Source organism: Lujinxingia vulgaris (assembly GCF_007997015.1).
In the GTDB taxonomy this organism is placed as follows: domain Bacteria; phylum Myxococcota_A; class Bradymonadia; order Bradymonadales; family Bradymonadaceae; genus Lujinxingia; species Lujinxingia vulgaris.
Window position 1 is genome coordinate 149,639 of record NZ_VOSM01000008.1, and the last position, 24,696, is coordinate 174,334.

General features: G+C 64.9%; 24 protein-coding genes. 12 read left to right on the plus strand and 12 right to left on the minus strand.

The annotated features are described in order from the left end of the window. Positions 1–751 precede the first annotated feature (751 nt). Both FRC98_RS15715 and FRC98_RS15720 read right to left on the minus strand, forming a co-directional pair. Entirely contained in the window at positions 752–2,314 is a 1,563-nt protein-coding gene (locus FRC98_RS15715) for an L-lactate permease (RefSeq protein ID WP_146982390.1), read from the minus strand. 96 nt (positions 2,315–2,410) lie between these two features. Next, the gene (locus FRC98_RS15720) at positions 2,411–4,021 is read right to left on the minus strand and encodes a Na/Pi cotransporter family protein (protein WP_146982391.1); all 1,611 of its coding nucleotides are present in this window, start codon (positions 4,019–4,021) and stop codon (positions 2,411–2,413) included. 406 nt (positions 4,022–4,427) lie between these two features. Here FRC98_RS15720 and FRC98_RS15725 point away from each other — a divergent pair, with 406 nt between their 5' ends. After that, a complete protein-coding gene (locus FRC98_RS15725) occupies positions 4,428–5,147 on the plus strand; it encodes a hypothetical protein (RefSeq protein WP_146982392.1) in 720 nt (239 codons plus the stop codon). Positions 5,148–5,230: 83 nt separating this feature from the next. Here the strand turns inward: FRC98_RS15725 and FRC98_RS15730 are convergent, their stop codons facing one another. The 4 genes from FRC98_RS15730 to FRC98_RS15745 all read right to left on the minus strand — a co-directional run bounded on the left by FRC98_RS15730 (position 5,231) and on the right by FRC98_RS15745 (position 9,810). Continuing rightward, positions 5,231–6,988, minus strand: a complete 1,758-nt coding sequence (locus FRC98_RS15730; RefSeq protein WP_146982393.1) for an RNA-binding protein — start codon at positions 6,986–6,988, stop codon at positions 5,231–5,233. 70 nt (positions 6,989–7,058) lie between these two features. Then, positions 7,059–8,813, minus strand: a complete 1,755-nt coding sequence (locus FRC98_RS15735) for a hypothetical protein (RefSeq protein WP_146982394.1) — start codon at positions 8,811–8,813, stop codon at positions 7,059–7,061. A gap of 104 nt (positions 8,814–8,917) precedes the next feature. Then, the gene (locus FRC98_RS15740; protein WP_230467676.1) at positions 8,918–9,394 is read right to left on the minus strand and encodes an RES family NAD+ phosphorylase; all 477 of its coding nucleotides are present in this window, start codon (positions 9,392–9,394) and stop codon (positions 8,918–8,920) included. Then, positions 9,394–9,810 (minus strand): Xre family toxin-antitoxin system antitoxin, encoded by a 417-nt coding sequence (locus tag FRC98_RS15745; protein ID WP_146982395.1) that lies wholly within the window; start codon positions 9,808–9,810, stop codon positions 9,394–9,396. Before FRC98_RS15745 ends, FRC98_RS15740 begins: the two co-directional genes overlap by 1 nt. A gap of 210 nt (positions 9,811–10,020) precedes the next feature. Here FRC98_RS15745 and FRC98_RS15750 point away from each other — a divergent pair, with 210 nt between their 5' ends. From FRC98_RS15750 to FRC98_RS21645, 3 genes are all read left to right on the plus strand, one after another. After that, on the plus strand, positions 10,021–10,350 hold the full coding sequence (locus tag FRC98_RS15750) for a hypothetical protein (protein WP_146982396.1): 330 nt from the start codon (positions 10,021–10,023) through the stop codon (positions 10,348–10,350). Between the two features lie 159 nt (positions 10,351–10,509). After that, entirely contained in the window at positions 10,510–10,821 is a 312-nt protein-coding gene (locus FRC98_RS15755; RefSeq protein WP_230467677.1) for a four helix bundle protein, read from the plus strand. Further along, positions 10,793–10,951, plus strand: a complete 159-nt coding sequence (locus FRC98_RS21645; protein WP_230467678.1) for a hypothetical protein — start codon at positions 10,793–10,795, stop codon at positions 10,949–10,951. The genes FRC98_RS15755 and FRC98_RS21645 overlap by 29 nt, the downstream gene beginning before the upstream one ends. Positions 10,952–10,993: 42 nt before the next feature. Here the strand turns inward: FRC98_RS21645 and FRC98_RS15760 are convergent, their stop codons facing one another. Next, positions 10,994–11,419, minus strand: a complete 426-nt coding sequence (locus FRC98_RS15760; RefSeq protein ID WP_230467679.1) for a M23 family metallopeptidase — start codon at positions 11,417–11,419, stop codon at positions 10,994–10,996. Between the two features lie 266 nt (positions 11,420–11,685). Here FRC98_RS15760 and FRC98_RS15765 point away from each other — a divergent pair, with 266 nt between their 5' ends. Continuing rightward, a complete protein-coding gene (locus FRC98_RS15765; protein WP_146982399.1) occupies positions 11,686–12,075 on the plus strand; it encodes a VOC family protein in 390 nt (129 codons plus the stop codon). Between the two features lies 1 nt (position 12,076). On the opposite strand, the gene FRC98_RS15770 is transcribed toward FRC98_RS15765, so the two are convergent. Both FRC98_RS15770 and FRC98_RS15775 read right to left on the minus strand, forming a co-directional pair. Next, positions 12,077–12,775 carry a helix-turn-helix transcriptional regulator gene (locus FRC98_RS15770; RefSeq protein ID WP_146982400.1) on the minus strand — a complete coding sequence of 233 codons (699 nt, stop codon included), beginning with the start codon at positions 12,773–12,775 and terminating at the stop codon, positions 12,077–12,079. A 19-nt stretch (positions 12,776–12,794) separates the two neighbouring features. Next, a complete protein-coding gene (locus FRC98_RS15775; protein WP_146982401.1) occupies positions 12,795–13,736 on the minus strand; it encodes a M23 family metallopeptidase in 942 nt (313 codons plus the stop codon). Between the two features lie 271 nt (positions 13,737–14,007). Between FRC98_RS15775 and FRC98_RS15780 the strand changes: the two genes are divergently transcribed. After that, positions 14,008–14,484, plus strand: a complete 477-nt coding sequence (locus FRC98_RS15780) for a hypothetical protein (RefSeq protein WP_146982402.1) — start codon at positions 14,008–14,010, stop codon at positions 14,482–14,484. A gap of 177 nt (positions 14,485–14,661) precedes the next feature. Further along, on the plus strand, positions 14,662–15,729 hold the full coding sequence (ada, locus tag FRC98_RS15785) for a bifunctional DNA-binding transcriptional regulator/O6-methylguanine-DNA methyltransferase Ada (RefSeq protein WP_146982403.1): 1,068 nt from the start codon (positions 14,662–14,664) through the stop codon (positions 15,727–15,729). Between the two features lie 142 nt (positions 15,730–15,871). Here ada and FRC98_RS15790 read toward each other — a convergent pair whose 3' ends face one another. The 3 genes from FRC98_RS15790 to FRC98_RS15805 all read right to left on the minus strand — a co-directional run bounded on the left by FRC98_RS15790 (position 15,872) and on the right by FRC98_RS15805 (position 18,039). Further along, positions 15,872–16,498, minus strand: a complete 627-nt coding sequence (locus FRC98_RS15790; RefSeq protein ID WP_146982404.1) for a hypothetical protein — start codon at positions 16,496–16,498, stop codon at positions 15,872–15,874. A gap of 50 nt (positions 16,499–16,548) precedes the next feature. Continuing rightward, positions 16,549–17,151 carry a hypothetical protein gene (locus FRC98_RS15795; RefSeq protein ID WP_146982405.1) on the minus strand — a complete coding sequence of 201 codons (603 nt, stop codon included), beginning with the start codon at positions 17,149–17,151 and terminating at the stop codon, positions 16,549–16,551. 351 nt (positions 17,152–17,502) lie between these two features. Further along, entirely contained in the window at positions 17,503–18,039 is a 537-nt protein-coding gene (locus FRC98_RS15805) for a hypothetical protein (RefSeq protein WP_146982407.1), read from the minus strand. A 205-nt stretch (positions 18,040–18,244) separates the two neighbouring features. Between FRC98_RS15805 and FRC98_RS15810 the strand changes: the two genes are divergently transcribed. The 5 genes from FRC98_RS15810 to FRC98_RS15830 all read left to right on the plus strand — a co-directional run bounded on the left by FRC98_RS15810 (position 18,245) and on the right by FRC98_RS15830 (position 24,684). Then, on the plus strand, positions 18,245–19,753 hold the full coding sequence (locus FRC98_RS15810; RefSeq protein ID WP_146982408.1) for an alpha,alpha-trehalose-phosphate synthase (UDP-forming): 1,509 nt from the start codon (positions 18,245–18,247) through the stop codon (positions 19,751–19,753). 303 nt (positions 19,754–20,056) lie between these two features. Continuing rightward, positions 20,057–21,115, plus strand: coding sequence for a hypothetical protein (locus FRC98_RS15815; protein WP_146982409.1), 1,059 nt, complete (start codon positions 20,057–20,059; stop codon positions 21,113–21,115). 25 nt (positions 21,116–21,140) lie between these two features. Next, a complete protein-coding gene (locus FRC98_RS15820; protein WP_146982410.1) occupies positions 21,141–22,766 on the plus strand; it encodes a hypothetical protein in 1,626 nt (541 codons plus the stop codon). After that, the gene (locus tag FRC98_RS15825; protein WP_146982411.1) at positions 22,763–23,587 is read left to right on the plus strand and encodes a TadE/TadG family type IV pilus assembly protein; all 825 of its coding nucleotides are present in this window, start codon (positions 22,763–22,765) and stop codon (positions 23,585–23,587) included. The genes FRC98_RS15820 and FRC98_RS15825 overlap by 4 nt, the downstream gene beginning before the upstream one ends. A 62-nt stretch (positions 23,588–23,649) precedes the next feature. Next, the gene (locus FRC98_RS15830) at positions 23,650–24,684 is read left to right on the plus strand and encodes a hypothetical protein (RefSeq protein ID WP_146982412.1); all 1,035 of its coding nucleotides are present in this window, start codon (positions 23,650–23,652) and stop codon (positions 24,682–24,684) included. Positions 24,685–24,696: the final 12 nt, after the last annotated feature.

Below are 24,696 nucleotides of genomic sequence, written 5' to 3' on the forward strand. Positions count from 1 at the left end.
GGGGATCTCGGTAGCAAGAACGGCAGGTCAACGCGTGGAGTAGGGGATCTCGGTAGCAAGAACGGCAGGTCGGCGCGTGGAGTAGCAGATCTCGGTAGCGAGAACGGCAGGTCAACGCGTGGAGTAGCGGATCTTGGTAGCAAGAACGTCAGGTCAACGTGTGGAGTAGCGGATCTCGGTAGCGAGAACGGCAGGTCAACGCGTGGAGTAGCGGATCTCGTTAGCGAGAACGCCAGGTCAACGCGTGGAGTAGCGGATCCTGGTAGCAAGAACGGCAGGTCAACGCGTGGAGTAGGGGATCTCGGTAGCGAGAAGTGCAGCTGGAGACGTCCAGTAGGGGATCTAGCTGGCGAGAATGGCAACTCGGGCATCCGAGTAGGGGATCTAGCTGGCGAGAATGGCAACTCGGGGTTCCGAGTAGGGGATCTAGCTGGCGAGAATGGCAACTCGGGGTTCCGAGTAGGGGATTTAGCTGGCGAGAATGGCAACTCGGGGTTCCGAGTAGGGGATCTAGCTGGCGAGAATGGCAACTCGGGGTTCCGAGTAGGGGATTTAGCTGGCGAGAATGGCAACTCGGGGTTCCGAGTAGGGGATCTAGCTGGCGAGAATGGCAACTCGGGGTTCCGAGTAGCGGATCTCGCTGGCGAGAAGTTAAGTTAGGGAGGCCAATGTGCAAATCTTGCTGGCGAGATTTGCATATTGGAATGTGATGTTAAAGAGGGGGCGGATGTCGCTTTGTGGGGCGGAGCGTCTAGTTCAGGAGGAGCCAGACAAGCAGGCCGGTAAGGGATAGTGCGAGTGTGGCGGGGAGGAGGGTGCGTTTGATGACTTCCGATTCGTGTCCGTTGATGCCGACGGAGGCGCAGCCGGCGATGATGCTGTGGGGGGCGATGGCGTTGCCGATGGCGGCGCCGGCTCCCTGGGCGCCGACGAGGCGTAAGGGATTGAGGCCGAGGTGTTCGGCGGTGGTGAGTTGGAAGTCGGTGAAGATGATGTTGGAGGCGGTGGCGGAGCCTGTGATGAAGGTGCCGAGCGCGCCGATGAGGGGAGCGAAGAGGGGCCAGGCGGAGCCGGTGTGGGCGGCGGCTTCGGCCAGAGCGTCGATCATGTGGGCGTGCACCATCAGCCGGGAGATGCTGAGCATGGCGATGAGGGTGAGGATGACGGGCAGCAGCATGTGCAAGGCGGCTAAGGCGGCCTGACCTGTCTGGCGCCAGGAGGCGGATTGCATGCGGGCGCCGATGAGGAAGGCGAGTATCAGGATGGTGCCGGGGTGAAAGAGGGGTTCGAGGTGGCCGTGGAAGAGGTCGAAGAGCTGCCAGCTGATGTCGACGGAGCGCAGCAGTGCGCTGAGGGTGTCGAGCTGGCGGGTGAGGAGGACCAGGACGATGACGACGAGGTAGGGGGAGGCGGCTTTCCAGAGGGGCATGGGGGCAGGTGAGGCGTCGTCGGGTTGGGGGGGAGGTTGAGGGGTGTCGGTGGTGTTTCGACCGCGGAGTTTGATGGCGAGTATGAGGAGGGTGGTGCCGACGAGGGCGGCGCCCATGGTGGGAAGTTCCGGGCCGACCTGGCGCGCGATGAATGCCATGGGGAGGAGGAAACCGGCTGCGGCGAGCAGGTACCAGCCGGCGATGGAGGCCCGGGGTGCGTCGGGTGCGGGGGTGGTCGGGGCGTTTTGGTGGGCCTGGCGGACCATCAGGCCGAGCAGCACTGCGCCGCTGAGGATGCTCAGCTCGGAGGTAGCCCGGGCGATGTCCAGGGGGCTGAAGGGGGTGGTGGCGAGCTGCACCATGACGGGGGTTCCGAGGGCGCCGAAGGAGACGCCGACGGCATAGCCGATCAGGGTGATGGCGACGGCGTGGACGGCGGAGAAGCCGAAGGCCACCAAAAAAGGTGCGGCCAGGGCAGCGGGGGTGCCGAAGCCGGCGGCGCCTTCGAGGAAGAGGGCGAAGAACCAGGCGATGAGGATGGCGATCAGCCTGGGGTCGTCGGTGAGGTGAGCGAGGTGTTGGCGCAGGGTGTCGATGGCGCCGGAGCTGAGTTGGAGGCGGTGGATGCAGAGGGCGCCGAAGATGATCCAGAGGATGGAGGCGGCGGTGAAGGAGGCTTCGGCCAGTGCGCCGAGAAGTCCGGTTATCCGAGGAGCGTCGGAGTTTGCGAGGGAGGGGAAGCCGAAGTGGAGGAGGGTGAGCGCGAGGGTGAGGAGCAGCCCGAGGACGCCGGCGGTGGCGGCGGAGCGTTTGAAGAGGACCATCGCCACCAGGATGAGGACGATGGGAGAGGCTGCCAGGAGTGCTTCGAGCCACCAGGTCATGGGGAGGGGGCCGGGGCGCAGAGTGGAGTTGAGGGAGGAGGGTGATAGTAGCGCGATTGGAGGGAGGCTCAACCCCGATGAGAGTGTCTGTGGAGGTTAGTTCATGGCGTCGAGGACGTCGGCGTTGCTATCGCCGGGGAGGGTTAGGTGATGGCGAGCGCGCCAGGTGTGGTAGGCGATACGTGTGAGAGCGTTGAGGGAGCGCTGTTCCGCGAAGAGGTCGACGGAGGCGTGAGCGGCGTTCTTGCGGATGAGGGTAGGGCGCAGGCGTTCGCGTTCGGCGCCCAGGAGCGCGGAGAGTTCGGCGAGTTGGGCGACGGAGGTTGTGTCGTGGGGATCGGGGGAGTCGAGGGCGCAGTGCAGAAGGTTAATGAGGAGCTTTCGCGCGTTGGAGAAGTTGGGGTTGATGCGTGCGTGTTGCAGGTTGCCGTGTTCGGTGGTCCAGCGCAGGTAGCGCTCCAGGTGGTCGAGGGCGTGGAGAAGGGAGAGGTGGCGGGCGAAGAGGCGTTCGTCGGAGGCGGAGGTTTGCACGCCGTTTAAGAAGGCGCGGGTCTGAGCGATGCCTTCGCGGAGTTCGCTGGCCAGGGGCTCGAAGTCGGGATGGGCGTTGCGGTCGCTGTGCTCGTCGAGGCTGGCGAGTGTGGCGCGGTGGAGGGCGGAGAGCATCTCGGAGATTGTGGTCGCGGCGGCGTCGAGGGCGATGGGGGGGAGGCTGTGGGTGGAGGTGTCGAGGTGGGAGGTGAAGCGGCGGACGGGGCCGGGGATGAGGCGTTCGATGAGTGCGGAGAAGGGGTGAATGAAGGGGAGAAGGAGGAGGACGCCGATGAGGTTAAAGGCGGTGTGAAAGGCGGCGATGTGGGTGGCATCGTCGTGTACGTGGAGGGCGGTGAGGAGGGCGTTTAGCGATGGTATCAGGAGGGGAAGGGCGGCCAGGGCGATGCAACCGGTCAGGACGTTGAAGAGGATGTGAGCGAGGGCGGTTCGTCGGGCGGGGATGGTCGCGCCGATGCTGCCGATGGCGGCGGTGATGGTGGTGCCCACGTTCTGGCCAATGACCAGCGATGCGGCCTGGGTGACGTCGATGGCGCCGGTGGCGAGGGCGGTCAGGGTGGCGGCGACGGCGGCGCTGGAGGATTGCATGATGACGGTCATGACGATGCCGACGCCGACCAGGAGGAGGCGGCCGCCGAAACCGTCGATGGCGAAGTCGGCCGGGGAGACGCGGGTGCTCACCTCGAGCATGCCGGTCTGGAGGACGTCGATGCCGACAAAGATAAGGCCGAAGCCTGCGAGCGCGGTGCCGAGTTTGGCGCCCCTGGCGCGCGCGAGCAGGTGAATGAAGGCACCGATGCCGACCAGGGGGAGGGCGAAGGCGCCGATATCAATTTTGAGTCCGATGAGCGCGACGAGCCAGGAGGTCATGGTGGTGCCGAGGTTGGCACCCAGGATGACGCCCAGCGACTGTGTGAAGGAGAGTAAGCCAGCGCTGACGAAGCCGATGGTCATCAGGGTTGTGGCGCTGGAGGACTGGACGAGTGCGGTGACCACGGTGCCGGTGGCGACGCTGGAGAGGCGGTTGCCGGTGAGGCGTTGCAACCAGGCGCGCAGGGCGTTTCCGCCCAGGGAGCGCAGGCCGTCGCTTAAGAGGGCCATGCCGAGGAGGAAGAGTCCGACGCCTCCGAGGATGTTTGTTATGAGGGTGTGCACGGTGGTCGAGTCCGTCGGGAGCGTGGGGCGTGGGAGTTGCGTGCAGGCGGGGGGGCCTGATGGAGCTCGGAGTTGGAGCTTGGACAGGGTATGAGGATGCGTGGAGAGGGGCGTTTCGACAAGGCGTGTGGGCCTCCCGGTGATGTTTGGACCCGGAGTAGCCGCTTATTGGATGTCGGAGGGGGACTCCCGGGTGAACCTGGCCGCGTGGGCTTGCGGGTTTGCTTCCTTCTTGCTAACCCACCGCAACCCTTAACTGCTCGTCGATGAAGTGGCTGCGCGCGGGTGCGCGGCACGTATGCCATGAGCGCAACCGATCCATCTGGAAAGGAGATGTTTGATATGACGTTTCACACCCAAAAGAGCACGATCCTGGCCCTCTTGCTGATCACGTCCATGGCGTTTTTTGCCGTGGCCTGTGGCGGAAGGCGCCGACACCAACGATGATGCCGATGTGATTGCAGAGGCGAGCTTCTCGCTGGAGTTGGATGAGGCCAGCAGCACGCTCAGCGTGGATGAAGGTCAGGCTGTGGAAGTGGCGTTTACGGTGGAGAACACCGGTAACGCGGACGGCACGGCGACGGTGACGCTGACGCTTGGGGAGTTCACCGACACGGCGGAGATCGCGGTGGCGGCGGGGAGCGCTGAAGGTGGCAGCTTTACCTGGATGACTGCCGAAGGCGATGCCGGCACTTACAGCGCGGAGGTCGTCCTGGGTGAGACGACGGTCACTGCCGATGTGGTGGTTGCGGGAGCGCCGATCATCGACGAGGAAGGTGCGTTCTTTGAGCTGAGCATTGTTACCGAGGCGAGCACGCTGACGGTGGTTGAGGGCGAGTCGCTGGAGGTTGTGGTTCTGGGAACGAATACGGGGACGACCGAGGGCATTATCGAGCTCACCGGGCAGATCACGATGGAAGGTGGGGGTATTGTTGGCCTTCAGCTCCAAACCGAGGGTGGGGATGCCGAGACGCCTGTGGCGCCGGGGCAGGGGGTTCGGATTGAGGCGACTCTGCCCACGGGCCCGGGAGAGCAGGAGCTGTCGGCGGGGACGCATAGTCTGGAGATTTCGTCGCAACACGATTCGGTGACGACCGAGGTCGTGGTCACCGCCCCGGCGGAGTAAAGCCTGGACGGCAGGTATCGAAGGAGAAGTCAGCAGCCCCGCTTGAATCAAGCGGGGCTGCTGTCGTTTTGCCTCAGGGCGATTTAGCGGATGTCATCTTCGGCGTACATGATGATGACGCGGTAGAGGTGCCAGGGATCGTCGGGGTGGCGGTAGGGGGCGGCGATGACGGCGGCGCGCAGGAGGCGAGCGTTGACGAGCTCATCGGGGACGTGGAAGTCGTCGAGGTCGCGGGCGGTCAGGGTCCAGTAGCGCACGCCGGTCTGGAGGTTGTTGACCATGGCGTTGACGACGCGGTCGGTGGCGCGGGCGGGGGTGACCTGACCCCGGGCGATGGCACCGGAGAGGATGACGGCGGCGCGCTGGTAGTTGCCGGAGTCGTAGACGGGGCGGTTGCCGGCGGCGTCGCGGGCGGTGTTGATGGTGTTGAGGGCGCGGGCGACGAGCTCATCTTCGGAGAGGTCGGGGACGCGGTTGTAGCCGCCGATGAGAAGGCTTGTGGAGCCCTCGTTTTGAACGGCGGCCAGGGCGATGTGGCTGAGGTTGGGGTCGAAGAGCATATCGCGGGCGGTGGGGCTGGTGAGGATGAGGGCCATGACCTTAGCAGGGTTCTCGGCGCGGTAGTGACGGATGGTGAAGTCACCGTAGAGGATGGGCTCGCCGATATCCCAGCCGGCGGTGACGGCGCCCTGGTAGAGTTCGGATGCGGCGGCGTCCTTGTCTTGAATGGCCTGGAGCAGGTGAGGAAAGACTTTGCTGATGGTGCGGGACTGGGCGTCGGAGCGTTCGACGGGTTGCATGCCAGAGAGGGTGCGGATGCGGTTGAGCTGGGAGGAGATGCGGGAGAAGGCGTCGGAGGCGTCGCGTACGTCGGGGACGGCAACTGTGGCGCTGACGTAACGAGGGTCGTCGAGGTCGGTGACAAAGAGGGCCATGGTGCCGATGTCAGACCAGGGCTGGTCGCTCAGGGAGAGGGAGAACTCGACGTAGGCGCGACCGCGCGGCTCGGTCTCGGAGTCGCCGCCGCAGTGGAAGCGGAACTCGGGGTAGCGTACGGACTGGTCGCGTTCGCATCGGCGGGCGTCGAGGTTGCCGACGGTGATGTAGGCGCGGACGTAGTCATAGCGCTCGTCGAGGACGCGACCCTCCAGGGTGCCCTGCTCGTCGAAGGTGATGGGGCGCGGTGTGACGGTCATGGTGCGTCGGCCGGCGCTCATGGCGATGACGACGTTTTGGCCGATGCGTTCGACGTGCATGCCGAAGTCGACGAGGCCGGTGTATCGGTTGCGGCTTTCGTTGATGAAGGTGTTGATTTTGTCCGCAGCCAGGGCTTCGACCTGGTCGAGGGGCGTGTTGGCGTTGAGGTACGAAAGCCGCACGAAGTGGTCGGGACCGATCCAGCCGCAGCGCGCGCCGATGTAGGTGTCGAGCTCATTGTCGGGCCAGCGTTGTTGCGCGACGTAGTAGTGGGCGTTCTGGCGCGCGACGCAGTGGCTGGCCTCGGAGCGGGCGGTGTTGTCGAGGCTGTCGACCTTCTGGGCGAAGGCCTGCTCCCAGACTTCGAGGTTCTGGCGAGGCTGGTGGCCGAGGGTGTCGGGCAGCGGGGCGACCAGGTTCCAGCGTTCGGCGGGCTGGGGGCCGACGAGCTCTTCGAGGGAGATGGAGGGGGCGGGCGATGCCACGATCTCCTGGATCTTCTCTCGGGAGGGAAGGTCCAATGAGGGGGCCTCGCCCATGCGGCTGTTGGGCTCAGGGGTGGCGCAGGCAGCTGCCAGGAGGAGGAGGAGGGCGAGGAGGAGCGCCTGGTGGCGTGGCGAGGGGGGAGCGGTGAGGTACTTCATAGCGAACGTCCAGTACTACAGCGCGTGAGAGCGACGCGCTCGTCGGGCCTGACGAGCGCGTCGCGGGGGATCAGCGGATGTCGCCTTTGGCGTACATGATGACGACCCGGTAGATGCTCCAGGGATCGTCGGGGTGCTGGTAGGGGGCGGCGAAGACGGTGGCGCGAAGGGCGCGAGCGGTGATGAGCTCTTCGGGGATGGAGAAGTCTTCGAGGTTGTCGGTGGCGAGGGTCCAGTAGCGGACTTCGGTTTCGAGATTGCGTGCCATGGCGTTGACGATGCGGTCGGTGGCCTCGGCCGGGGTGCCTTTGCCCTGGGCGACGGCGCCGGAGAGCAGGGTTGCGGCCTGCTGGTAGTTGCCGGAGTCGATGACAGGGCGGTTTCCGGCGGCCTCGCGGGCGCTGTTAAGGGTGTTGAGGGCGCGTTCGACGAGTTGGTCGCCGGTGAGGCCGGGGACGCGTTTGTAGCCGGTGAGCAGGAGGCTTGTGGCGCCTTCCTGGCGAGAGGCGGCCATGGCGATGTGGCTCAAGTCGGGGTCGAAGAGCATGTGGCGGGTCGAGGGGCTGGTGAGCAGCGTGGCCATGGTGCGGATCGGGTCGTTGTGGGCGGTGACGCGCATGGTGAAGTCGCCGGAGAGGATGGGGGAGTCGATGTCCCAGCCGGCGATGGCGGCGAGGGTTAAGAGGGAGAAGAGGCTCTCATCGTCGTCGCTCTGTGCGGCGAGCATGTGGGGGAGGAGTTCGCCGAGGGTTTTGGACTGGGGTTGGGAGAAGGCGACGGGGGTGAGTTTGGCGCGCTCGCGGAAGGCGTTGATCTGTGCGGCGAGTCGCTCGGTGGAGGTGGTGCCCTCGGTGGTGGCGGGGACGGAGGCGGTGGCGCTGACGTAGCGCAGCTCGTCCGGGTCGCTCACCAGGAGGGTGTTGCCGCCGAGCTCGGAGAAGAGCTGGTCGCGCACGTTGAGGGAGAACTCCACGTAGGCGCGGCCCTGGGGCTCGGTCTGGGAGTCGCCGCTGCAGTGGAAGCGGAAGGAGGGGAAGCGCGCGGCCGGGTCGCGCTCGCAGGAGCGGGCGCCCAGGGGGCCGTCGCCGATGTAGGCCTGAATGTGGTTGTAGCGGGAGTTTTCGACGCGACCTTCAAGGGTGCCGCGCTCGTCGAAGGTGATGGGGCGAGGCTTGAGGGTGATGGTGCGTTCGCCGGCCACCAGGGTGGCGATGGTGGCGTCGCCGATGCGCTCGATGTTGAGGGCGGCGTCCATCGGGCCGTCGATGGCTTTGCGGGAGCTTTCCAGGAAGCTGGCGATGTGGTCGTCGAACTGAGCGGCGACCTGATCGAGGGGGCGGTTGTCGGTGACGCGCAGGGCGGTGGAGGCGAAGTTGCCGCCGATCCAGCCGCAGCGCGCGCCGATGAAGGTCTGGAGCTCCTGGTCGGGCCAGCGCTCGTTGGCGGCGTAGTAGTGGCCGAATTGGCGGGCGACACAGGAGGCGGCCTGGGAGCGCACGGCGTTGTCGGTGTCGTTGACGAGGGCGGCGAAGCCCTGCTCCCAGGGTTTTGTGGTGGTCAGTGGCGTGTGGCCGATGGTCGTGGGCAGAGGTGCAACCAACTCCCAGCGTTCGACGGCGATGGGGCCGGCGATCTCGGAGACGTCCACGGAGGGGGCGGGGGCGGAGGCCAGCTCGCGGACCTTCTGAGCGTCGGGGAGGTCGAGGGAGGCGGTCTGTCCGGAGGCGCGCTGGGTGCCGGTGGAGGCGCAGGCGCCGAGCAGGGTGGTGAGACAGATAAGGATGGCGGCGCGTCCGACGGAGGTCGGGCGTAAGGTAGAGAACATCGTTCCTCCCGGGGTGGGGCGTTGGGTTTTCAGGGGCTGTCGCGAATGCGGCAGACCTTATCACCCGGGGAGGGGATTTCAACTGAAGAGTGGAATCGGGGGGCTCAACCGGAAGGGGAGCTCAGGAGGCGGGGATCGAAAGCGTAGGGCTCGGGCAGGTGGAAGGTGAGACGGGCGAGGTCGGGGTGGGAGGGGTTGAGGAGGAGGTTGAATTCGGAGGGGATGATGACGGAGGGCACGCGCAAGACCGCGCTCTCCCGGCTCAAGATCCACTCGGAGCCCAGGGTTTTGAGGGCGCGCAGCCCGTCGACGCGTCGCCAGCCTTCGGGCAGCTCGTCGGGGAGGATGGTGCGGACGGGGAGGTCGTCGGGGATGTCGACGCGGATGGCCACGCGGCCGGCAAGGGGAATGCCGGCGGAGACGTGCACGAGCTGCTCAAGCGTTGCGAGCGCGAGACTCTCGGAGGTGTAGGCCACCGCGGAGCCGCGGTGGTTCCAGCGGCCCCCGAAGCGTCGGGCGCCTTCGCCGTCGAAGGCGGTGGCGGCCCATTTCTGATCGGTGAGGCGAAAGGCGCGCATCATCAGCTGTAGACTCCGAACTCAATGCGCCCCAGAAGCTCGGCGACCTTTTCGGCGCCGGCGTCTGTTTTCAAAAGGTGAAGGGGAGGGCGGCCGCCCAGCGCGGCGTTTTCGCATTTGAGCCAGCGCGATGCGGCGTCGCGTTCGCCAAAGACCTCGATGGCGCGGCGGGTGATGCGGGCGACGCGGTAGAGCTGGTCGGAGAGCTGGGAGGAGAGGTGATGCTTTTTGGCCTTGAGGTTGCGGATCAGCGTCTGGCGGCTCACGCCGAGGGCTTTGGCCATCTCGACCTGGGAGAGATCGAGATAGTTCTGGAGGGCCTCGATGGTGCGGTAGTGAAAGCCCTGGAGGATGTGGGCCTCCATCGTTTCATCGGGTTCGACGTTGAGGATGTCTTCGATGAGGGGGGCGGTGGACATGGGGGGCCTCCAGGGGGAGGGGGGTGGGGTGTAACAGGTGATGGGGAGAATACACACAGATGTAACAGGGGGGAAGAGGAGGGGTATTTCTGGCGGGGGGGAGGTCGGTCTCGTGCTGGAGCTGGTACTCGTACTCGTACTCGTACTCGTGCTGGTGGCTGGTACTCGTACTCGTACTCGTGCTGGTGGCTGGTACTCGTACTCGTACTCGTGCTGGAGCTGGTACTCGTACTCGTACTCGTACTCGTACTCGTGCTGGAGCTGGTACTCGTACTCGTACTCGTACTCGTACTCGTGCTGGAGCTGGTACTCGTACTCGTACTCGTACTCGTACTCGTGCTGGAGCTGGTACTCGTACTCGTACTCGTACTCGTACTCGTGCTGGAGCTGGTACTCGTACTCGTACTCGTACTCGTACTCGTGCTGGAGCTGGTACTCGTACTCGTGCTGGAGGCTGGTACTCGTACTCGTACTCGTGCTGGAGGCTGGTACTCGTACTCGTACTGGAGCTGGTACTCGTACTCGTGCTGGAGCTGGTAGTCGTGCTGGAGCTGGGGTTTGGATGCAGATTCAGGATTCGCTGAGGAAATTTGGGGGGAGCACGAAAACCAGGGGAGAACCTCTCGATAACAAAGTGGGGCGAGTCGGTGTGGTCGTCGACCCCGTCATCTAATGTGTCCACTTATTAAGGAGGTTGGCATGCACCATTTCAATCACGAACGGCTGTACTGTTATCAACTTGCGAAAGAAGTCGTTGATTGGCTGAACAACGAGAAGTTTCCAGTCGGTCGTTCGAACCTCAAAGATCAAACCGTTCGTGCATCGGAGTCTCTCTTATTGAATATCGCGGAGGGGGCGTCCCGGTCTGGGCCGTCGCGTGCGAATCACTATCGCATCGCTCTCGGATCTGCGGCCGAGTTCTGCGCGTGCCTGGATCTTTTGCCCTTTAGAAACAAGGATGAACAACAAAACAAACTCCGCCGTGTCGGCGCGATGCTCAGCAAACTCTAATAGGTTCGAGCCAGAGCCCGAGTACCAGCGCGAGCTCGAGTACCAGTACGAGTACCAGTACGAGTACCAGTACGAGCTCGAGTACCAGTACGAGCTCGAGCACCAGTACGAGCCCGAGAGCGAGGAGTAGGGGACTAATGGGAGTGGCGGATCAACCCAATACCGGCCTGATTTAGCGCGTCTGCACCCGGTCGTTTCGCTTCAAAAAACGGCTGCCGAAGGTCATGGGCATCCCTTTACCCTCGAAGGCCAGCGTGTCGTGGTCGGTGACGCGACCTTCGACCGCATGGATGTGCAGGTGAGGCTCCGAGGTGTTGCCGGTGTTGCCGACCTCGGCGATGGGCTGGGCGGCTTTGACCATGTCGCCGGCTTCGACGCCTGGCGAGTCATGGCGTAGGTGGGCGAGGAGGATGGTGAGGTCGTGGCAGTGGAGGGTGATGAAGTTGCCCAGAAGGTTGTCGGGGTCCATCTCCATCGGCTTCTGGTCGGGCAGATCGCTGCGCGTTGCGAGGACTTCACCCTCGCAGGGGGCGAGCACGGGGGTGCCGTAGATGGCGTAGGCGTCGAGGTCGGGGGGCAGGAGGCCTCGGGTGCGCACGTATAACGAGGGCTCTGCAGCCGAGCGCACCTTGTGTGGTGCCCGGGCCTTCGATCGGGGGCGGTCGCGGTAGCGCTCGCGACGAACGTTCATAGTGCGAATAGAGCGACGGTATGTTTGGCAGGCGGGAGGCGTCAACGCGTAAGAGGGCGCATTGGGAAAAAAGATAGAGCGTCGTGGCGAATCTGGCCGATTTATTCAATACCGTTGGTGGGGATCGGCGCGTAGGATGTGCGCTCCATTTACCTGAAACGCGAGAGGCCGAGATGTTGGGACTTCGAACTGTTGTTTACCCGGTTGACGATCTGCAAAAAGCCAGAGCCTGGTATGTGAAGGCGTTTGGCGTAGAGCCCTACTTTGAGAACGAGCGTTATATTGGTTTTGATGTATGCGGCTATGAATTGGGATTGATGGCTGCATCCGGGGATCTCACCCCATCGTTGGGGGGCTCGGAGACGCTCTGGGGGGTGGGGGATATTCAGGCGGAGTTTGAGCGTCTGGTGGGGCTGGGGGCGCGGGCGCTGGTGGAGCCCTGGCATACGGGGGAGGGGATCTGGGTGGCGTCTTTGGCCGACCCCTTCGGCAACCGGCTGGGGCTTGTGGTTAACCCGCATTTTCGGCCGCCGGCGGTGCCGAGTCTGCACGAGCCTGCGTGAGCTAGAGCCCGCGCTCCGGCTCGCGGAGTCGGAGCGCGTAGGTGGGGGCCTGGGCGCGGATCTGGGCGGGGGTGGTACCGAACCAGCGGCGAACTTCGCGCTGCATGTGGGCCTGGTCGCTGAAGGCGCAGTTCAGGGCGATGTCCGCCAGGGGGAGTTCGGTGCGGGCGATCTGGCGCGCGCATCGGCGGATGCGCGAGAGCTGGCGCCAGAAGGATGGCGAGGCGCCGGTGGCGCGGGTGATGTGGCGGCGGAGGGTGCGATCGGAGACGCCGAGTTGGCGGGGAAACGTCGCCGCGTTCTCGGTGCTGGAGAGTGCCGCGAGGTAGTCGAGAAAGACGGGGGGAGGGCTGGCGAGGTGAGTGGAGATAAGCTCGCGGAGCAGGGCTTCGGCCTCGTCGGGATGCTGGTGAATCTTATTGATGAGCGCGCGGCTGTCGGGGCATTCGAGCAGCTGTGCGGCGTCGATGGCGCGGCCGTCGCGGGCGGTGGTGCCGGCGTAGAGGCGGAGCCCCAGCCAGTGGGTTCCGGGAGCGGTTTGAACCTCACGGGCGGTGGTATCGAGAGGGCTAAGGTGCAGGATCGGGGCGGCGTCTGGAGGGACGCGCAGGATCAGATCGCGGCAGCCATCAGGGAGCACCGGGGAGGGGTCGAGGCCCTGGAGGCCCGACCAGCGCTCGGCGACTAGCGGAGCGGTCATAGAAGGATTCCGGGCGCATTTAGTTGGGTTGAACGCGATCGTTCCGCTTCAAAAAACGGCTGCCGAAGGTCATGGGCATGCCTTTACCCTCGAAGGCCAGCGTGTCGTGGTCGGTGACGCGACCTTCGACCGCATGGATGTGCAGGTGAGGCTCCGAGGTGTTGCCGGTGTTGCCGACCTCGGCGATGGGCTGGCCGGCTTTGACCATGTCGCCGGCTTCGACGCCTGGCGAGTCATGGCGTAGGTGGGCGAGGAGGATGGTGAGGTCGTGGCAGTGGAGGGTGATGAAGTTGCCCAGAAGGTTGTCGGGGTCCATCTCCATCGGCTTCTGGTCGGGCAGATCACCGCGCGTCGCGAGTACCTCGCCGTCGCAGGGGGCGAGCACGGGGGTGCCGTAGATTGCGTAGGCGTCGAGGTCGGGGGGCAGGAGCCCGCGGGCGCGCACGCCCCAGGCGTTGAGCGCCACGATGTCCAGGCCGTAGCGCTGGGCGTCGACGCGATAGTGGTGGTTGACGGCTTCGTTGCCGCCTCCGTGAATCACGAAAAAGTCCTCGCCATCGAGGGGCCAGGAGAGCTCGGTGGCGCGCGCGTCGTGGGAGCCAGCCGAGATGAGGTAGGGGATCGAGGTCAGAAAGTACGCGGCCAGAAGTCCCACGAGCAGGGTTGCCAGCCAGGGTTTGGCTTTTTTGGCGGGAAGCCAGGGCAGGTCGCGCCAGCGGTGGTAAAGAAAGTGTCCGATGCAGAGCACAAAAAGTGCCAGAAAGATCCAGCGCCAGACGAGGCCAAACCAGCTCCAGCCGGCTCCGGCGACGTGCATCGTGGCGAGGAAGGCCGCCGTGAGAATCGTTGCGAGAATCCAGTAAAGACGCGAGGTTGTGCGGCTTAACGCCACCCACGACACCAGCACCGAAGGTAAGACGAGGTGGGCGACTAGCGTGATGGTGATGACGAATGTGGTCATGGGAGGGGCTCCATGGGGTCGGGTCTGCCTCGGCTCAACACATCTCGTCTAACACGATCAGGAAGACCGGGCAGCCTCTCCGGGGCGGCGAACATCATTTCGTCGTGCCTTGAACTGAGGTGTTCGCGTGGGGGACGTGGCCGGTCTGCTCGGCATCATTGCGACTGTGGATGCACCCATTCGGGTGACATTCTTGTGACGGTGTCGAGCTTCGCTGTGCAATTTTGTTGGACCTGGACAGATGGCGAAATCATTGACCTGGAGTAGCGGTATGATTCGATTTCTTATGGCCCTGGTGTTTTCTTCTCTTCTTCTGAGCACGTCGTTTGCGGGGGATGCGCACGCTCAGCGCAACCCGGGGAGCTTTGGGATTGGCGTAGGGTCGACGCTGGTGTCTTCCGGTCTGTCGCTGAAAAGTTTCGGGGGGGCGACGTCGATGCAGTTTACGGCAGGGTGTTGGCGGAGCTGCGACGGGCTGGCCGCTTCGGCTGATTTGCTGGTGAACCTGCCGGCGCTCTTCAGCTCCGAGGTGCTCGCGCTGGCGTGGAATGTGGGGATTGGCGGGGCGATTGGGTCGGAGGACGATCAGTTCGGGACGGCGGTCTCGCTGGTGGGCGGGATTGAGTTCAACTTCCAGGCCCTTCCGATCGACGTGGTGTTGGAGTGGCGTCCGGGGCTGGGGGTGTTGCCGAACAGAAACCTGGAGTTTGTGGAGTTCGGGGGACATGTGCGTTTGTATGTGTGGTGAGTTTAGGTGATTCGTACCTGAGAAAGACCTGGAGAAAGAGCCGGGCTCGCGAGCGAGCCCGGCTCTTCTTCTTGAGGGCCGCCCGACCAACATTTGGGAGCAAGATTCGGAGTGTGGCCCGGCACGGCACCCTGTACATGTCGAGTATCCTGGAGCGATGAGACCGGAGAAAACGCCATGTCTGACAACGAATGGAGCGACGATGCGGAGTTTGCCGCGCGTCTGGAGCAAGTGCGAGCGCGCGACCCCGAGGCGGACGGCCGCTTCGTCTACGGGGTGAAAAGCACCGGCGTTTTTTGTCGGCCCTCGTGTGGCTCCCGTCAGGCGTTGGCCAGGAACATCGTATTCTTCGAGAAGGTCGAGCAGGCCCGTGCGGCTGGCTACCGGGCCTGCAAACGCTGCAGACCGGAGGAGCCTCCCCGTGGCGAGCGCGAGGTTGCGCTCGTCGCGCGCCTCTGCCGCTTTATCAAGTCCCAGGATGAGGCGCCCTCATTGGCGCAGCTCGCCGCGCATGTGGAGCTCAGCCCCCACCACGTCCATCGCCTTTTCAAGGCGCATACCGGGCTGACGCCGCACGCCTATATCGCCGCGCACCGTGCCGCGAGGGTTCGCAACGGCTTGCGTTCTAAAGACACCGTCACCGAAGCCATCTTTGAGGCGGGTTACAGTTCGTCGGGGCGCTTCTATGAAAGTGCCACCGAGCGCCTGGGCATGACGCCGAGCGAGTTTCGCAAAGGTGGCCCCGATGTGGCGATTCGCTTTGCGGTTGGCGAGTGCTCGCTCGGCGCGATTCTTGTGGCGGCGAGTGGCAAGGGGGTGTGCGCGATCTCACTGGGTGATGAGGCCGAGGCGCTGGTCCATGAGTTGGAGCGCCAGTTTCCCAACGCCGAACTGGTGGGTGCAGACCCCGACTTTGAGTGTCTGGTCGCCCGGGTGGTTGGGTTGGTTGAGGCGCCGCAGCTGGGCTGCGATTTGCCCCTGGATATTCGGGGCACGGCGTTTCAGGAGCGGGTCTGGAAGGCGCTGCGGGCCGTGCCGCCCGGCCAACGCCTGACCTACGGGGAGCTGGCCCGGGCCATTGGTGAACCGAAGGCTGCTCGCGCGGTGGCCGGGGCGTGTGCGGCCAATACGATCGCGGTGGCGATTCCGTGTCATCGGGTGGTTCGCAGCGATGGGAGCATCTCGGGGTATCGGTGGGGGGTGGAGCGTAAGAGGGTGTTGTTGGAGCGTGAGGGCGATTCCTGAGCAGGTTCGAGACGAGGCGAAGGGCGCATCAACGCCGGTGACGATGCGGAAGCTTGCCTCAGGCCTCGAAGCGCTGGAGCGTCTTGTGCGTCTTTGAGCAGTCACGAAGGGCGGACCCGAAGGGCGCCTCACATGTGCCTTATTAAGGTCGCCAGAACGCCAGGGTCGATTCGCAGGTTTCGGAGGTGGGCGGATCGAGGTGTTGGAGCAGGTAGTCAGCCTGGTGACTCCACGTGTCGACGCCCTGCTCGGTGGTGGCGTTGAGGGTGGTGGCGGTTTTGGCGAAGAGGTCGGAGACCAGGGTGCTGATGTTGTTTCGGAACTCGCGAGCTTGTTCGGCGGTGATACCGGAGGGTGTGTGGATGTCTTCGATCAGGCAGGCGAAGTTGAGGTAGGTCTGGGCCAGGCGCAGGGTGCCCCAGGCGCGGAGGTCGGGGTCGGTGGAGCCCTTCAGGTGGTCTCGGAGGCGTGCGTCGAGGGCCTGCTGGCCAGCGGATCGCTCCTGAAGCAGGCTATTGAATTTTCGCATACTCTGGCGAAGGGCTGCATCGAACGAGACAAACTCGCCGAGCCAGGTGTGGAAGTCTTCTTCGAGGGCGCGGCGCTCTTCGGGCCAGTCGGAGGTGTCGAGTGCGAAGGGGCGGGGCTGGGCGTCGGACATCTGTTGGGAGGTGGAGCAGGCGGCGAGCAGGCAGGTTGTGAGCGCGACGAGCGTGCGTTGCTTCCAGGGGGCTATGAGAGAACTCCGTGCGTTTTGAACAAGGAACATCCCGGCCGGCGTGGGGGGGCCGGCCGGGGAGTCTGGCGCAGGGTGAGTGTTCAGTCGCCGGTGGGCGAATTGCACACACCGAAGATGCAGCGGGACAGCGGCTGGGGACACTCGGTGCTTTCATCGCAGGGGATGGTGCATGTGCGGCGCTCGCCATCCGGAGTCAGATACCAGAGGCAAATACCGGTGTCGCATTGCAGCGAGCCCACGCCTTCATCGCAGGGCTCGCCGAATTTACGCGTGCCGCGGGTGCCGGCGAGGCAGTAGCGGGGGTTGGTGGGATCCGATGAGTTGGAGAAGCAGACTTCATCCGCCTTGCAGTCGTCGTTGGAGTTGCACCGGGTTGCGCCGGTGGCGCCGAGGTCTTCCATCTGAGCCAGGGAGGGGGCTTCGAGCTGGCCCTGACCTTCGGCGGGCGCGGCTTCTTCGGCGGGCGCGGCTTCTTCGGCGGGCGCGGCTTCTTCGGCGGGCGCGGCTTCTTCGGGGGGCGCTTCAGCGGGCGCGGCTTCTTCGGCGGGTGCGGCTTCTTCGGCGGGAGCGGTCTGCTCGGCCGTGGCTTCGGTGGACTCCGCGTTGCTCGTGTCGGATTCGCAGGCGAGCGTGGTGCTGGCGAGGGCGATGGCGAGCAGGGTGGCTTTGAGGAGGTTTCTCATACATCCATCCAGGGTCAGTGGGCCGGGGCGTTGAGGTTGCCCGGCGTCATCATTGGGTCGGGGCGAGGGTGCCACGCCACGTGGTAGCAAGCGCCGGCGGTGCGATGCCCGGGGTCGCGCGGGAACGCGTGTTTCCAGGCGAGGCCTGGGAGGTGGGGCGGTTGGGGCGCTGGCGTATGCGGCGAGGCTACAACGAAGGGCGGCGAGTTTCCAGGGGCGGGGCGGTGCGCAGGTTTGGGAGGGCGCGGCGCATAAAAAAACGCCCGGCGCGCAAGAGCGTCGGGCGTTTTAAAGTGTGCAAGAGGGCGAGGAGGTTGGCTTCAGGAGTCGGACTCGCCGCTCTTAACGGTCTTACTCAGCCGCGGGCGGCGAGCAGATGCCGAAGACGCACTCGGGGAAGGCGTCGGGGCATTCGCCTTCGACTTCGCCGGTGCAGGTGGTGGTGCAGGCGCTGACTTCGCCTTCTTCGGTGTCGTACTGGGCGCAGAGGCCGGAGGCGCACTCAAGCTCACCGGTCTCCGGGCTGCAGGCGTCGCCGGGCTCGAAGGTGCCGCGGGTGCCGGGCACGCAGCAGGCCACGTCGTCGCCGCGGCTGACGTCGAAGCAGACTTCGGAGGCGCCGCAGTCGTCGTTGGAGAAGCAGCCTTCGGCTGAGATCTCCTCGCAGCTCGCCGCGGTGATGTCGGGATCTGCGAGTTCACCGGTCTGGGGGCCGGGGTCGACGTCTTCGTCGGCATCGTCGCCGGCATCTTCGCTGGCGTCGGTCCCGGTATCTTCGCCGGCGTCGGTTTCGATGGTGTTATCTTCGTCGGCGTCGCCCGAGCAGGCGATCGTGGTGAGCGAGAGGCCCGAGACGAGCAAACAGGACAGCAGCAGTCGTTTCAACATCTTCAATCTCCTTGTGATGCATGGTGATCTGGCCCCAAACGACCAGAGGACCGACGCTAACACGGGGATCCGGGGGCGGGCAAAAACTTCTTGCCCGAAAGAGCGCGGAGTCCAGGGCGCTGGCGAGCTTGTCGCGTCGAGGGGGTGCCTAGGCTTGTAGGGAGCTTCAAACACGTCGAGAACGAGCACCAGACCAGGAGCGAGCATGACAGCGTTAGGGCCGTTGACGGTGGTGTCCAATCGCCTGCCGGTGGTGATGCGTCAGAGGGGGGGGAGCTGGAAGGTGGAGCCGGGGGCGGGGGGGCTGGTCGCGGCGATGCGCCCGATCTTGGAGCGGCAGGGGGGCTGCTGGGTAGGGTGGCCCGGGGTGGTCGAGGAGGACGGGCAGGGCTGGGCCGGTGGGCTGCAGCGCGCTGGCGAGCGGGCGGGCTATGCGCTGGAGCCGGTGACGATGAGCCGGGATCAGTATGAGGGGTATTATGAGGGGTTCTCCAACTCGGTGATCTGGCCGCTTTTTCATGGGTTTGCGGACCGGTGCACCTTTGATGCGGCGGACTTTGAGCAGTATCGCGCGGTGAATCAGCGTTTTGCCGAGGCGACAATGCGCTGTGTGGGCGGCGAGGGCCTGGTGTGGGTGCATGATTACCAGCTCTTTGAGGTGGGCCAGCGGTTAAGGAAGCTGGGCCATCGGGGGCGGCTCGCGCATTTTTTGCACATCTCGTATCCGGGTATGGAGAATTACGCCAAGCTCCCCTGGCGGCGGGAGCTGTTGAGGGCGCTGCTGGCCTACGATCTGGTGGGGTTTCAGACCGCGCGCGATGTGCGCAACTTCGTGCGCTGTGCCGAGGCGTTCGGGGTGGGCGGGGTGCTGCGCCATGAGGGTGGCGAGGCCTTGCTGGTGGCCGAAGACGGACGGCGGGTGGAGGTCGGGGCCTTTCCGATCGGGATGGATTTTCAGGGGTTCTCGGAGCGCGCGGCAAGCTCGGAGGTCGAAGAGCGGGTGCGGGCGTTGCAGGACGAGATCGGCGCGTACCGGATGTTTCTGGGCATCGATCGACTCGATTATACCAAGGGGCTCATCCACCGCCTGCGCGCTTTTGAGCTGATGCTGGAGCGTCATCCGCATCTTTGTGAGCAGGTGATGTTCTTTCAGCTGGTGGTGCCCAGCCGGGAGAACGTGAGCGAGTATCGCTCGCTCAAGCGGGAGTTTGACCGGGTAGTGGGGCGCATCAACGGGCGCTTTAGCACCTCGGGCTGGCAGCCGATCCGCTACCTCTACAACCGGGTCAATCCGGTGGAGCTGGCCGCACTCTACCGCCTGGCGGTGGTGGCGCTGGTGACGCCCCTGCGCGACGGGATGAACCTTGTGGCCAAGGAGTATTGCGCCTGCCAGGTCGATGAAAACGGTGCGCTGGTGCTCAGTGAGTTTGCCGGCGCGGCCGCGCAGCTCGGCGAGGGGGCGGTGCTGGTCAATCCCTACGATCGGGAGACCACCGCCGACGCCATGGCGCGGGCGGTGCAAATGGATGAGGCCCGCCGGCGCATACGCATGCGCTCGATGCGGCGGATCATCGCCGAGAGCGATGTGTACCAGTGGGCGGAGCGATTTTTAGATCGCGCCGTCGAGGGGCCGCAGCCCGGCGAGGGGTTCGCGACGCCGGCGCAGATCTCGGTGTTGGGGGGCGGGGTGGGGCCGATTGCGCCGCAGCCTTAGTGTGCTGTGAGTTTTCGTTGCTGCCGCGTTGACTACGCTGAGAGCGTCGCGGGCGGTGTCGCAAAGCCTGGACGATGCTCAGGCATCGCCTGCCGGACCTGTGCCATGCTTATTTCCGAAGCCATGCCATCACCATCGGCTTACAGCGTTATCGGGGCGGAAGTGGTGATGTGCGGAGGTGATGCCGCTGCCATTGAATTTGCGGTGACGTTTTCGTTAGTATGAACTAACTAGAGTTCATCACGCCCCGCAGCACACGATGTATGGATGCTTGGAGAGGGGGCGACTGTGTGGAGGAAAGGTTTGAAAGACACGCAGGAGCACAGGGGCACGGTGCCACGCCAGACGCCGCGTGTGCACAGGCGCGCGCCGCAAGGGGCGGGAGAGGTGCTCGGGCAGTTTATGCTGCACGGCGGCGGTGTCCTGGCGCTCTGTGTGGCGCTGGCGTTGTGGCAGCTTCCCGGGGCGCATCTTGATTTGATGTGGCAGAGCGGGGCGGAGTCTTCGCAGGTCGCCAGCGCGCTGGCGCTTCGCGCCAGCTTGCATGTGGGCATCGCCGCGCTCTGCTGGGGCCTGCTCTACGGGGCGTTCAGCGCGTTGCGAGGGCGGCTTTCGAGCAAGGAGGCGCGCCTGCAACGCCGCTTTAAGCCGGCGCAGGGCGCGGTCTTTATCGAGACGCTGGCGGTGATGCCGGTCTTCCTGTTGTTGACCTTCGGGCTGTTGCAGCTCTCGATTGTGAACATCACCGCCGCGCTGATTCCGGTGGCCGGTTACCAGGGGGCGCGGGCGGCCTGGGTATGGCAGCCGGAGGCCGACAGCGGTCGAAGCGGGGTGACGCAGGCGGAGGTCAATGAGCGCGTGCGCATCGCGGTGGCGCTTGTGATGACCCCGGTGGTCGCCGGCGATATGCAGATGGTGGGCAGCGGCATCAGCCCGCAGGCGCAGGCGATGGCGCGGGCGATGTACGCGCGTTTTGCGCTCGATGTCTCGGGCGGGGGCATCGCCAGCCTGCTGATGCCGGTGGGGGGCAACAACTCCACCACTGAGTTGAGCGCGGCGCGGGCGTTTGATTCCGATGCGCTGGATCGGCGCGCGGTCCGCAAGTTTCTCTTCGCCTACATGATGACCGACGTCGGCGAGGGTTTGATTGCCGGAGAAGATCCCGGGGTGGTGCATAACGCCACCTCGACCGGTGTGCGTTTTCAGTTCCACCACTACCTGGCGATGCCCCTTGTGGGCGGTCTCTTCGGAGAGCGCCGCTTCTTCTCGGGCACCGGTGGCCGCCCCGGCTACTACCGCACCTGGGATCATGAGTACGCCTTTCCCCGTCAACCTCATGGTGTCAACCACCGCACGCCGTGAAGGAAGGCCGATGATAATGAACTCCATGTTGAAATCGATGCACCGAGATGAGGGCGGGGCGATGGTGCTGCTGGCCCTGGCCGCCAGCCTGATTGTGCTGCTCAGCGCGATGGTGGTCTTTGATGCCGGCGACGCCGCCTCGACCAACGTGCACGTGCAGCACAGCACCGACGCGGCGGCCTTTAGCCAGGCGTCGATTCAGGCCCGCTCCATGAACATGGTGGCCTACACCAACGTCGGCAAGCGCATGACGGTGGGGATGGTCAACACCTACATCAACATCAACCAGTGGCTCTCCAACATCAATATGATGGCCACATACCTGGCCGTGGCGGTGTGTGCGGCCTCGGTGGTGGTGCCACCGCTGGCGTCGATCTGCAGTCAGGTGGCCCAGGCCGCCGCCGGGGCGCGAAGTCTGGTCAGCGCCGAGGGACGTGACCGGGGCAAGATCTATCGCAAGCGCCGCAAGTGCATGATCGACAGTTGGTTCGGGTGCATTAAGCGCTGGCCGGAGCGCACCGAGTGGGGCGCGCCGGACTACGCCTGGTTGCCGCCGCCCATCAACAGCTTGATCTCGTTGCCCTTGCCCAACGATATCTACAACTGGAGCTCGCGCTCGCTGACCTCGCGTTTTTATGCGCGGGAGCTCAAAGCGTTTGATAACTACCAGCGCTACATGGTGGCGATCACGCCCTTCTGGGCGTGGACCGAGGGGGTGGCGCGGGGCATCTACAACCAGGCGCCGGTGACGGTGGGGTATCCGCCGCCGCCTTTTGATGCGAGCCAGCGCCACGCATCGACGTTGCCGGTGCGGCGCGGAAACTGGAGCGACACCTGTGAGCGGGCGCGCACCGGCGATGATCGCCTCTGGCACGCAGCCGATATCGCGTTGAAGTCGGGCATCGCGATCGCCGAGGGTAAAAACCGCGGCTCGGGCACCATGAAGGCCTCGCGCATTATGGCGATGGCCGTTGCCACCGGGTTCAGCACGCTGCTGGACTCCAAACATATCGTGCGTCCGGCCGACGCCATTCTCGCGCGCACCTGGTGGGAGAACTGCATGGGGCGCGGTCGGCGTGGCGGGACCAGCGCGGCGTTGCGGGTCTGGAACAGCGCCGGTGCCGGGACGGTGGGGCGTCCCTTCATCCTGGAGTCGCCCTCAAGCCCGGCGGCCTGGCAGCTGCGCACGTCGACCCTGATGTTTGGCTTCAGGCCCAACGCGTCCATGATGGACGACGAGAAAGGTCGCAAGAACTACAGCGTGATGGGCTCCGATTACAGCGCGCGCAGCCCGCGCGCCGGCGGCACCTGGAAGCTCTCGCGCGCCGAATACGCCTTCCAGAAAAACGAGCGTCCCAACCTCTGGGAGCCTCGCTGGAGCGCGCGTATCCGCCCGGTAGCGCTGCCCGGGGAGTGGAACGCGCTCTCGAACTTCGATCTGGCCGACGCCTTCCACGACTCGGCCGGCACGCTGGCGTATGTGACCACGGTCACCCACGTCTTCGATACGGTCTTTGGCGCCGACCTGATCACGCACCCGCACTCGCTCAGCGGCACCAACGCCTTCTCGCAGATGCTCGATGAGGTCATCGCCATTGAGCTTGCCGTCCAGGGTCTTAACAGCGCGCGTATTGAGGGGTTGGCCAAATGATCAGACGCATCAATGCCTTGCTGCGCGATGAGCGCGGCACCTCCATGACCGAGTTTGTGATGACGATCCCGATCTTCATCACGCTCTTTATTGGCATCATGAACCTGGGGCGGCCGGCCCGCGCGCAATCCTATGTGACCCGCGATGCGGCCACCGAGATGTGGCGGCAGGTCTACCAGGCTGAAGACGACGATCTGCGCATGAGCGCGCGCTACGAGTGGGCGGGGCTTGGCTCCCATGACAGCTGGCTGCGCACCCTGGAAGCCGGCTACCTGGGCGCCACCGGTCACTGGGGGCACTCTCGCCTCTACGCTCAACCGATGATGTTCGGGCTGACCGGGCGCACGATCCCCAACCGCGGGGATTACGGCCGGATGGCGCGTAAGATCACCTCTAACCCCACCGAGATCGTGGGCAACGCGCACGTGGCCACGATGATGGTCAACGACACGCTGCATTTTGATGCGCTGGCTACCAGTATGGGCGGTCGCCCCGACTCTCTGGGCGATATCATCGGGGCGGTGGCCGGTACGGCGCTCTCCATCTCGGGGGCAGCCGCGGGTTTTGGCGCCGGGATCCGCTACGGACAGGTCGACGCCGGGCATACCGCCACGGTGACCTTTACGACCGGTCATACCCGCACGCTGACGCGTAAGTACAACGCGCTGGTCTCGCCGACGCCCGATGGTCCGCTCTCGCCAGAGCAGCGCGCATTTCTGGTGGGCCGCACCTCGGCGGAGATCCGCGAGCCTTACCGCAACCTGCTCGACTTCTGGCGATCGACGCTGCCCAATGAGCGCTACTCGGTGCCCAACTTCTGAGAGTTCTGGCCGGGGATCCCGGAGCGCGCCCGTGCGCGATGTTCGGACCTGAAGGTGATGCGATGACGACGATGATGCTGAAAACGGGGCTGAAGCTGGGGGCCTGCGGGGCGCTGATCGTGGCGATCGGCGCGGCGATGCTGGTGGCTTCGCCACAGGGGGTGCCCGAGGCCGAGGCCGATGTCGCCTGGCTGAGCCTGGTCCACCGCAGCGGGCAGGAGCGCTTTGTGGACGCGCTGGAGTCGGCCGGTCTGGACAACGCCCGGGCCTACGACTGGAACGGCAACCTCATCTACTTTGCTTTCGATGAGACCGATGAAGCGCCGCTCGATGTGAGCCTGCGCCTGCAGGCGGAGATGGTCAAAGCCGGCCTCAATGAGCGCGTCTACACCTACCCGGTCGATCCGATGAGCGTCCTGGAGGAGGAGAGCCCCGCGGAGGTGAAGGCCGAGTTTCTGGAGGCATCTGTCGACTTCTTCCGCGGCGGGCTTGTGCCGGTCAAAGAGACCGACGGTTATGTGGCGCTCAACGGCGCGGAGCTTCACCGCGAGATCAAGACGCTCGAAGACGTCATCGGCGTGGCCATGGAGCTGGCCAATGATGAGGAGGCGGTGCAGAAGGCGGTGAAGGCCACCCGTTTTGTGGAGGCGTTTCGCACTCCGGAGAATCCCCGCACGCAGGTGGTGGCCGTCTACAGCCAGGATAACGTCGATCTTACGAAGTTTCGCCCCGACGCTCCGGGCGTGACGTTGCTTGGCGAGGTGGATGACGGGATCCCGGCCTGCCCCGGATGTGTGCGCTCCTCAAGGGTGGCGGGAACCGGCGCGGAGAAAGATTACCTGATGCTCTCGTTTGATACGCCGGCCGGACGCGAAGCCACACTCGATTTTTACGAGAAGGCGATGGCGGCCAGGGGGTGGGAGCTGCAGCCCAGCGCGATGATGATCGAGGGGCTGATCGACGCCTCGGTCATCCAGGATGAGGGCATCCGCGGGGAGATCGCCACTTTCGCCCGGGGAGAGCTCATGGTGCATGTGCATGTCTACGATGCGGACGATGGACCGGGATCGGCGGTCTCCATCTTTAAGAGCCGTTGAGCTTGCCGCCGG

Excerpts from the sequence above, each read along its gene's own strand:
- FRC98_RS15715 (WP_146982390.1), bottom strand. The coding sequence starts at position 2,314 with ATGACCTGGTGGCTCGAAGCACTCCTGGCAGCCTCTCCCATCGTCCTC.
- FRC98_RS15730 (WP_146982393.1), bottom strand. The coding sequence starts at position 6,988 with ATGAAGTACCTCACCGCTCCCCCCTCGCCACGCCACCAGGCGCTCCTC.
- FRC98_RS15735 (WP_146982394.1), bottom strand. The coding sequence starts at position 8,813 with ATGTTCTCTACCTTACGCCCGACCTCCGTCGGACGCGCCGCCATCCTT.
- FRC98_RS15740 (WP_230467676.1), bottom strand. The coding sequence starts at position 9,394 with ATGATGCGCGCCTTTCGCCTCACCGATCAGAAATGGGCCGCCACCGCC.
- FRC98_RS15745 (WP_146982395.1), bottom strand. The coding sequence starts at position 9,810 with ATGTCCACCGCCCCCCTCATCGAAGACATCCTCAACGTCGAACCCGAT.
- FRC98_RS15755 (WP_230467677.1), top strand. The coding sequence starts at position 10,510 with ATGCACCATTTCAATCACGAACGGCTGTACTGTTATCAACTTGCGAAA.
- FRC98_RS15765 (WP_146982399.1), top strand. The coding sequence starts at position 11,686 with ATGTTGGGACTTCGAACTGTTGTTTACCCGGTTGACGATCTGCAAAAA.
- FRC98_RS15770 (WP_146982400.1), bottom strand. The coding sequence starts at position 12,775 with ATGACCGCTCCGCTAGTCGCCGAGCGCTGGTCGGGCCTCCAGGGCCTC.
- FRC98_RS15775 (WP_146982401.1), bottom strand. The coding sequence starts at position 13,736 with ATGACCACATTCGTCATCACCATCACGCTAGTCGCCCACCTCGTCTTA.
- FRC98_RS15780 (WP_146982402.1), top strand. The coding sequence starts at position 14,008 with ATGATTCGATTTCTTATGGCCCTGGTGTTTTCTTCTCTTCTTCTGAGC.
- ada (WP_146982403.1), top strand. The coding sequence starts at position 14,662 with ATGTCTGACAACGAATGGAGCGACGATGCGGAGTTTGCCGCGCGTCTG.
- FRC98_RS15790 (WP_146982404.1), bottom strand. The coding sequence starts at position 16,498 with ATGTTCCTTGTTCAAAACGCACGGAGTTCTCTCATAGCCCCCTGGAAG.
- FRC98_RS15795 (WP_146982405.1), bottom strand. The coding sequence starts at position 17,151 with ATGAGAAACCTCCTCAAAGCCACCCTGCTCGCCATCGCCCTCGCCAGC.
- FRC98_RS15805 (WP_146982407.1), bottom strand. The coding sequence starts at position 18,039 with ATGTTGAAACGACTGCTGCTGTCCTGTTTGCTCGTCTCGGGCCTCTCG.
- FRC98_RS15810 (WP_146982408.1), top strand. The coding sequence starts at position 18,245 with ATGACAGCGTTAGGGCCGTTGACGGTGGTGTCCAATCGCCTGCCGGTG.
- FRC98_RS15820 (WP_146982410.1), top strand. The coding sequence starts at position 21,141 with ATGTTGAAATCGATGCACCGAGATGAGGGCGGGGCGATGGTGCTGCTG.
- FRC98_RS15825 (WP_146982411.1), top strand. The coding sequence starts at position 22,763 with ATGATCAGACGCATCAATGCCTTGCTGCGCGATGAGCGCGGCACCTCC.
- FRC98_RS15830 (WP_146982412.1), top strand. The coding sequence starts at position 23,650 with ATGACGACGATGATGCTGAAAACGGGGCTGAAGCTGGGGGCCTGCGGG.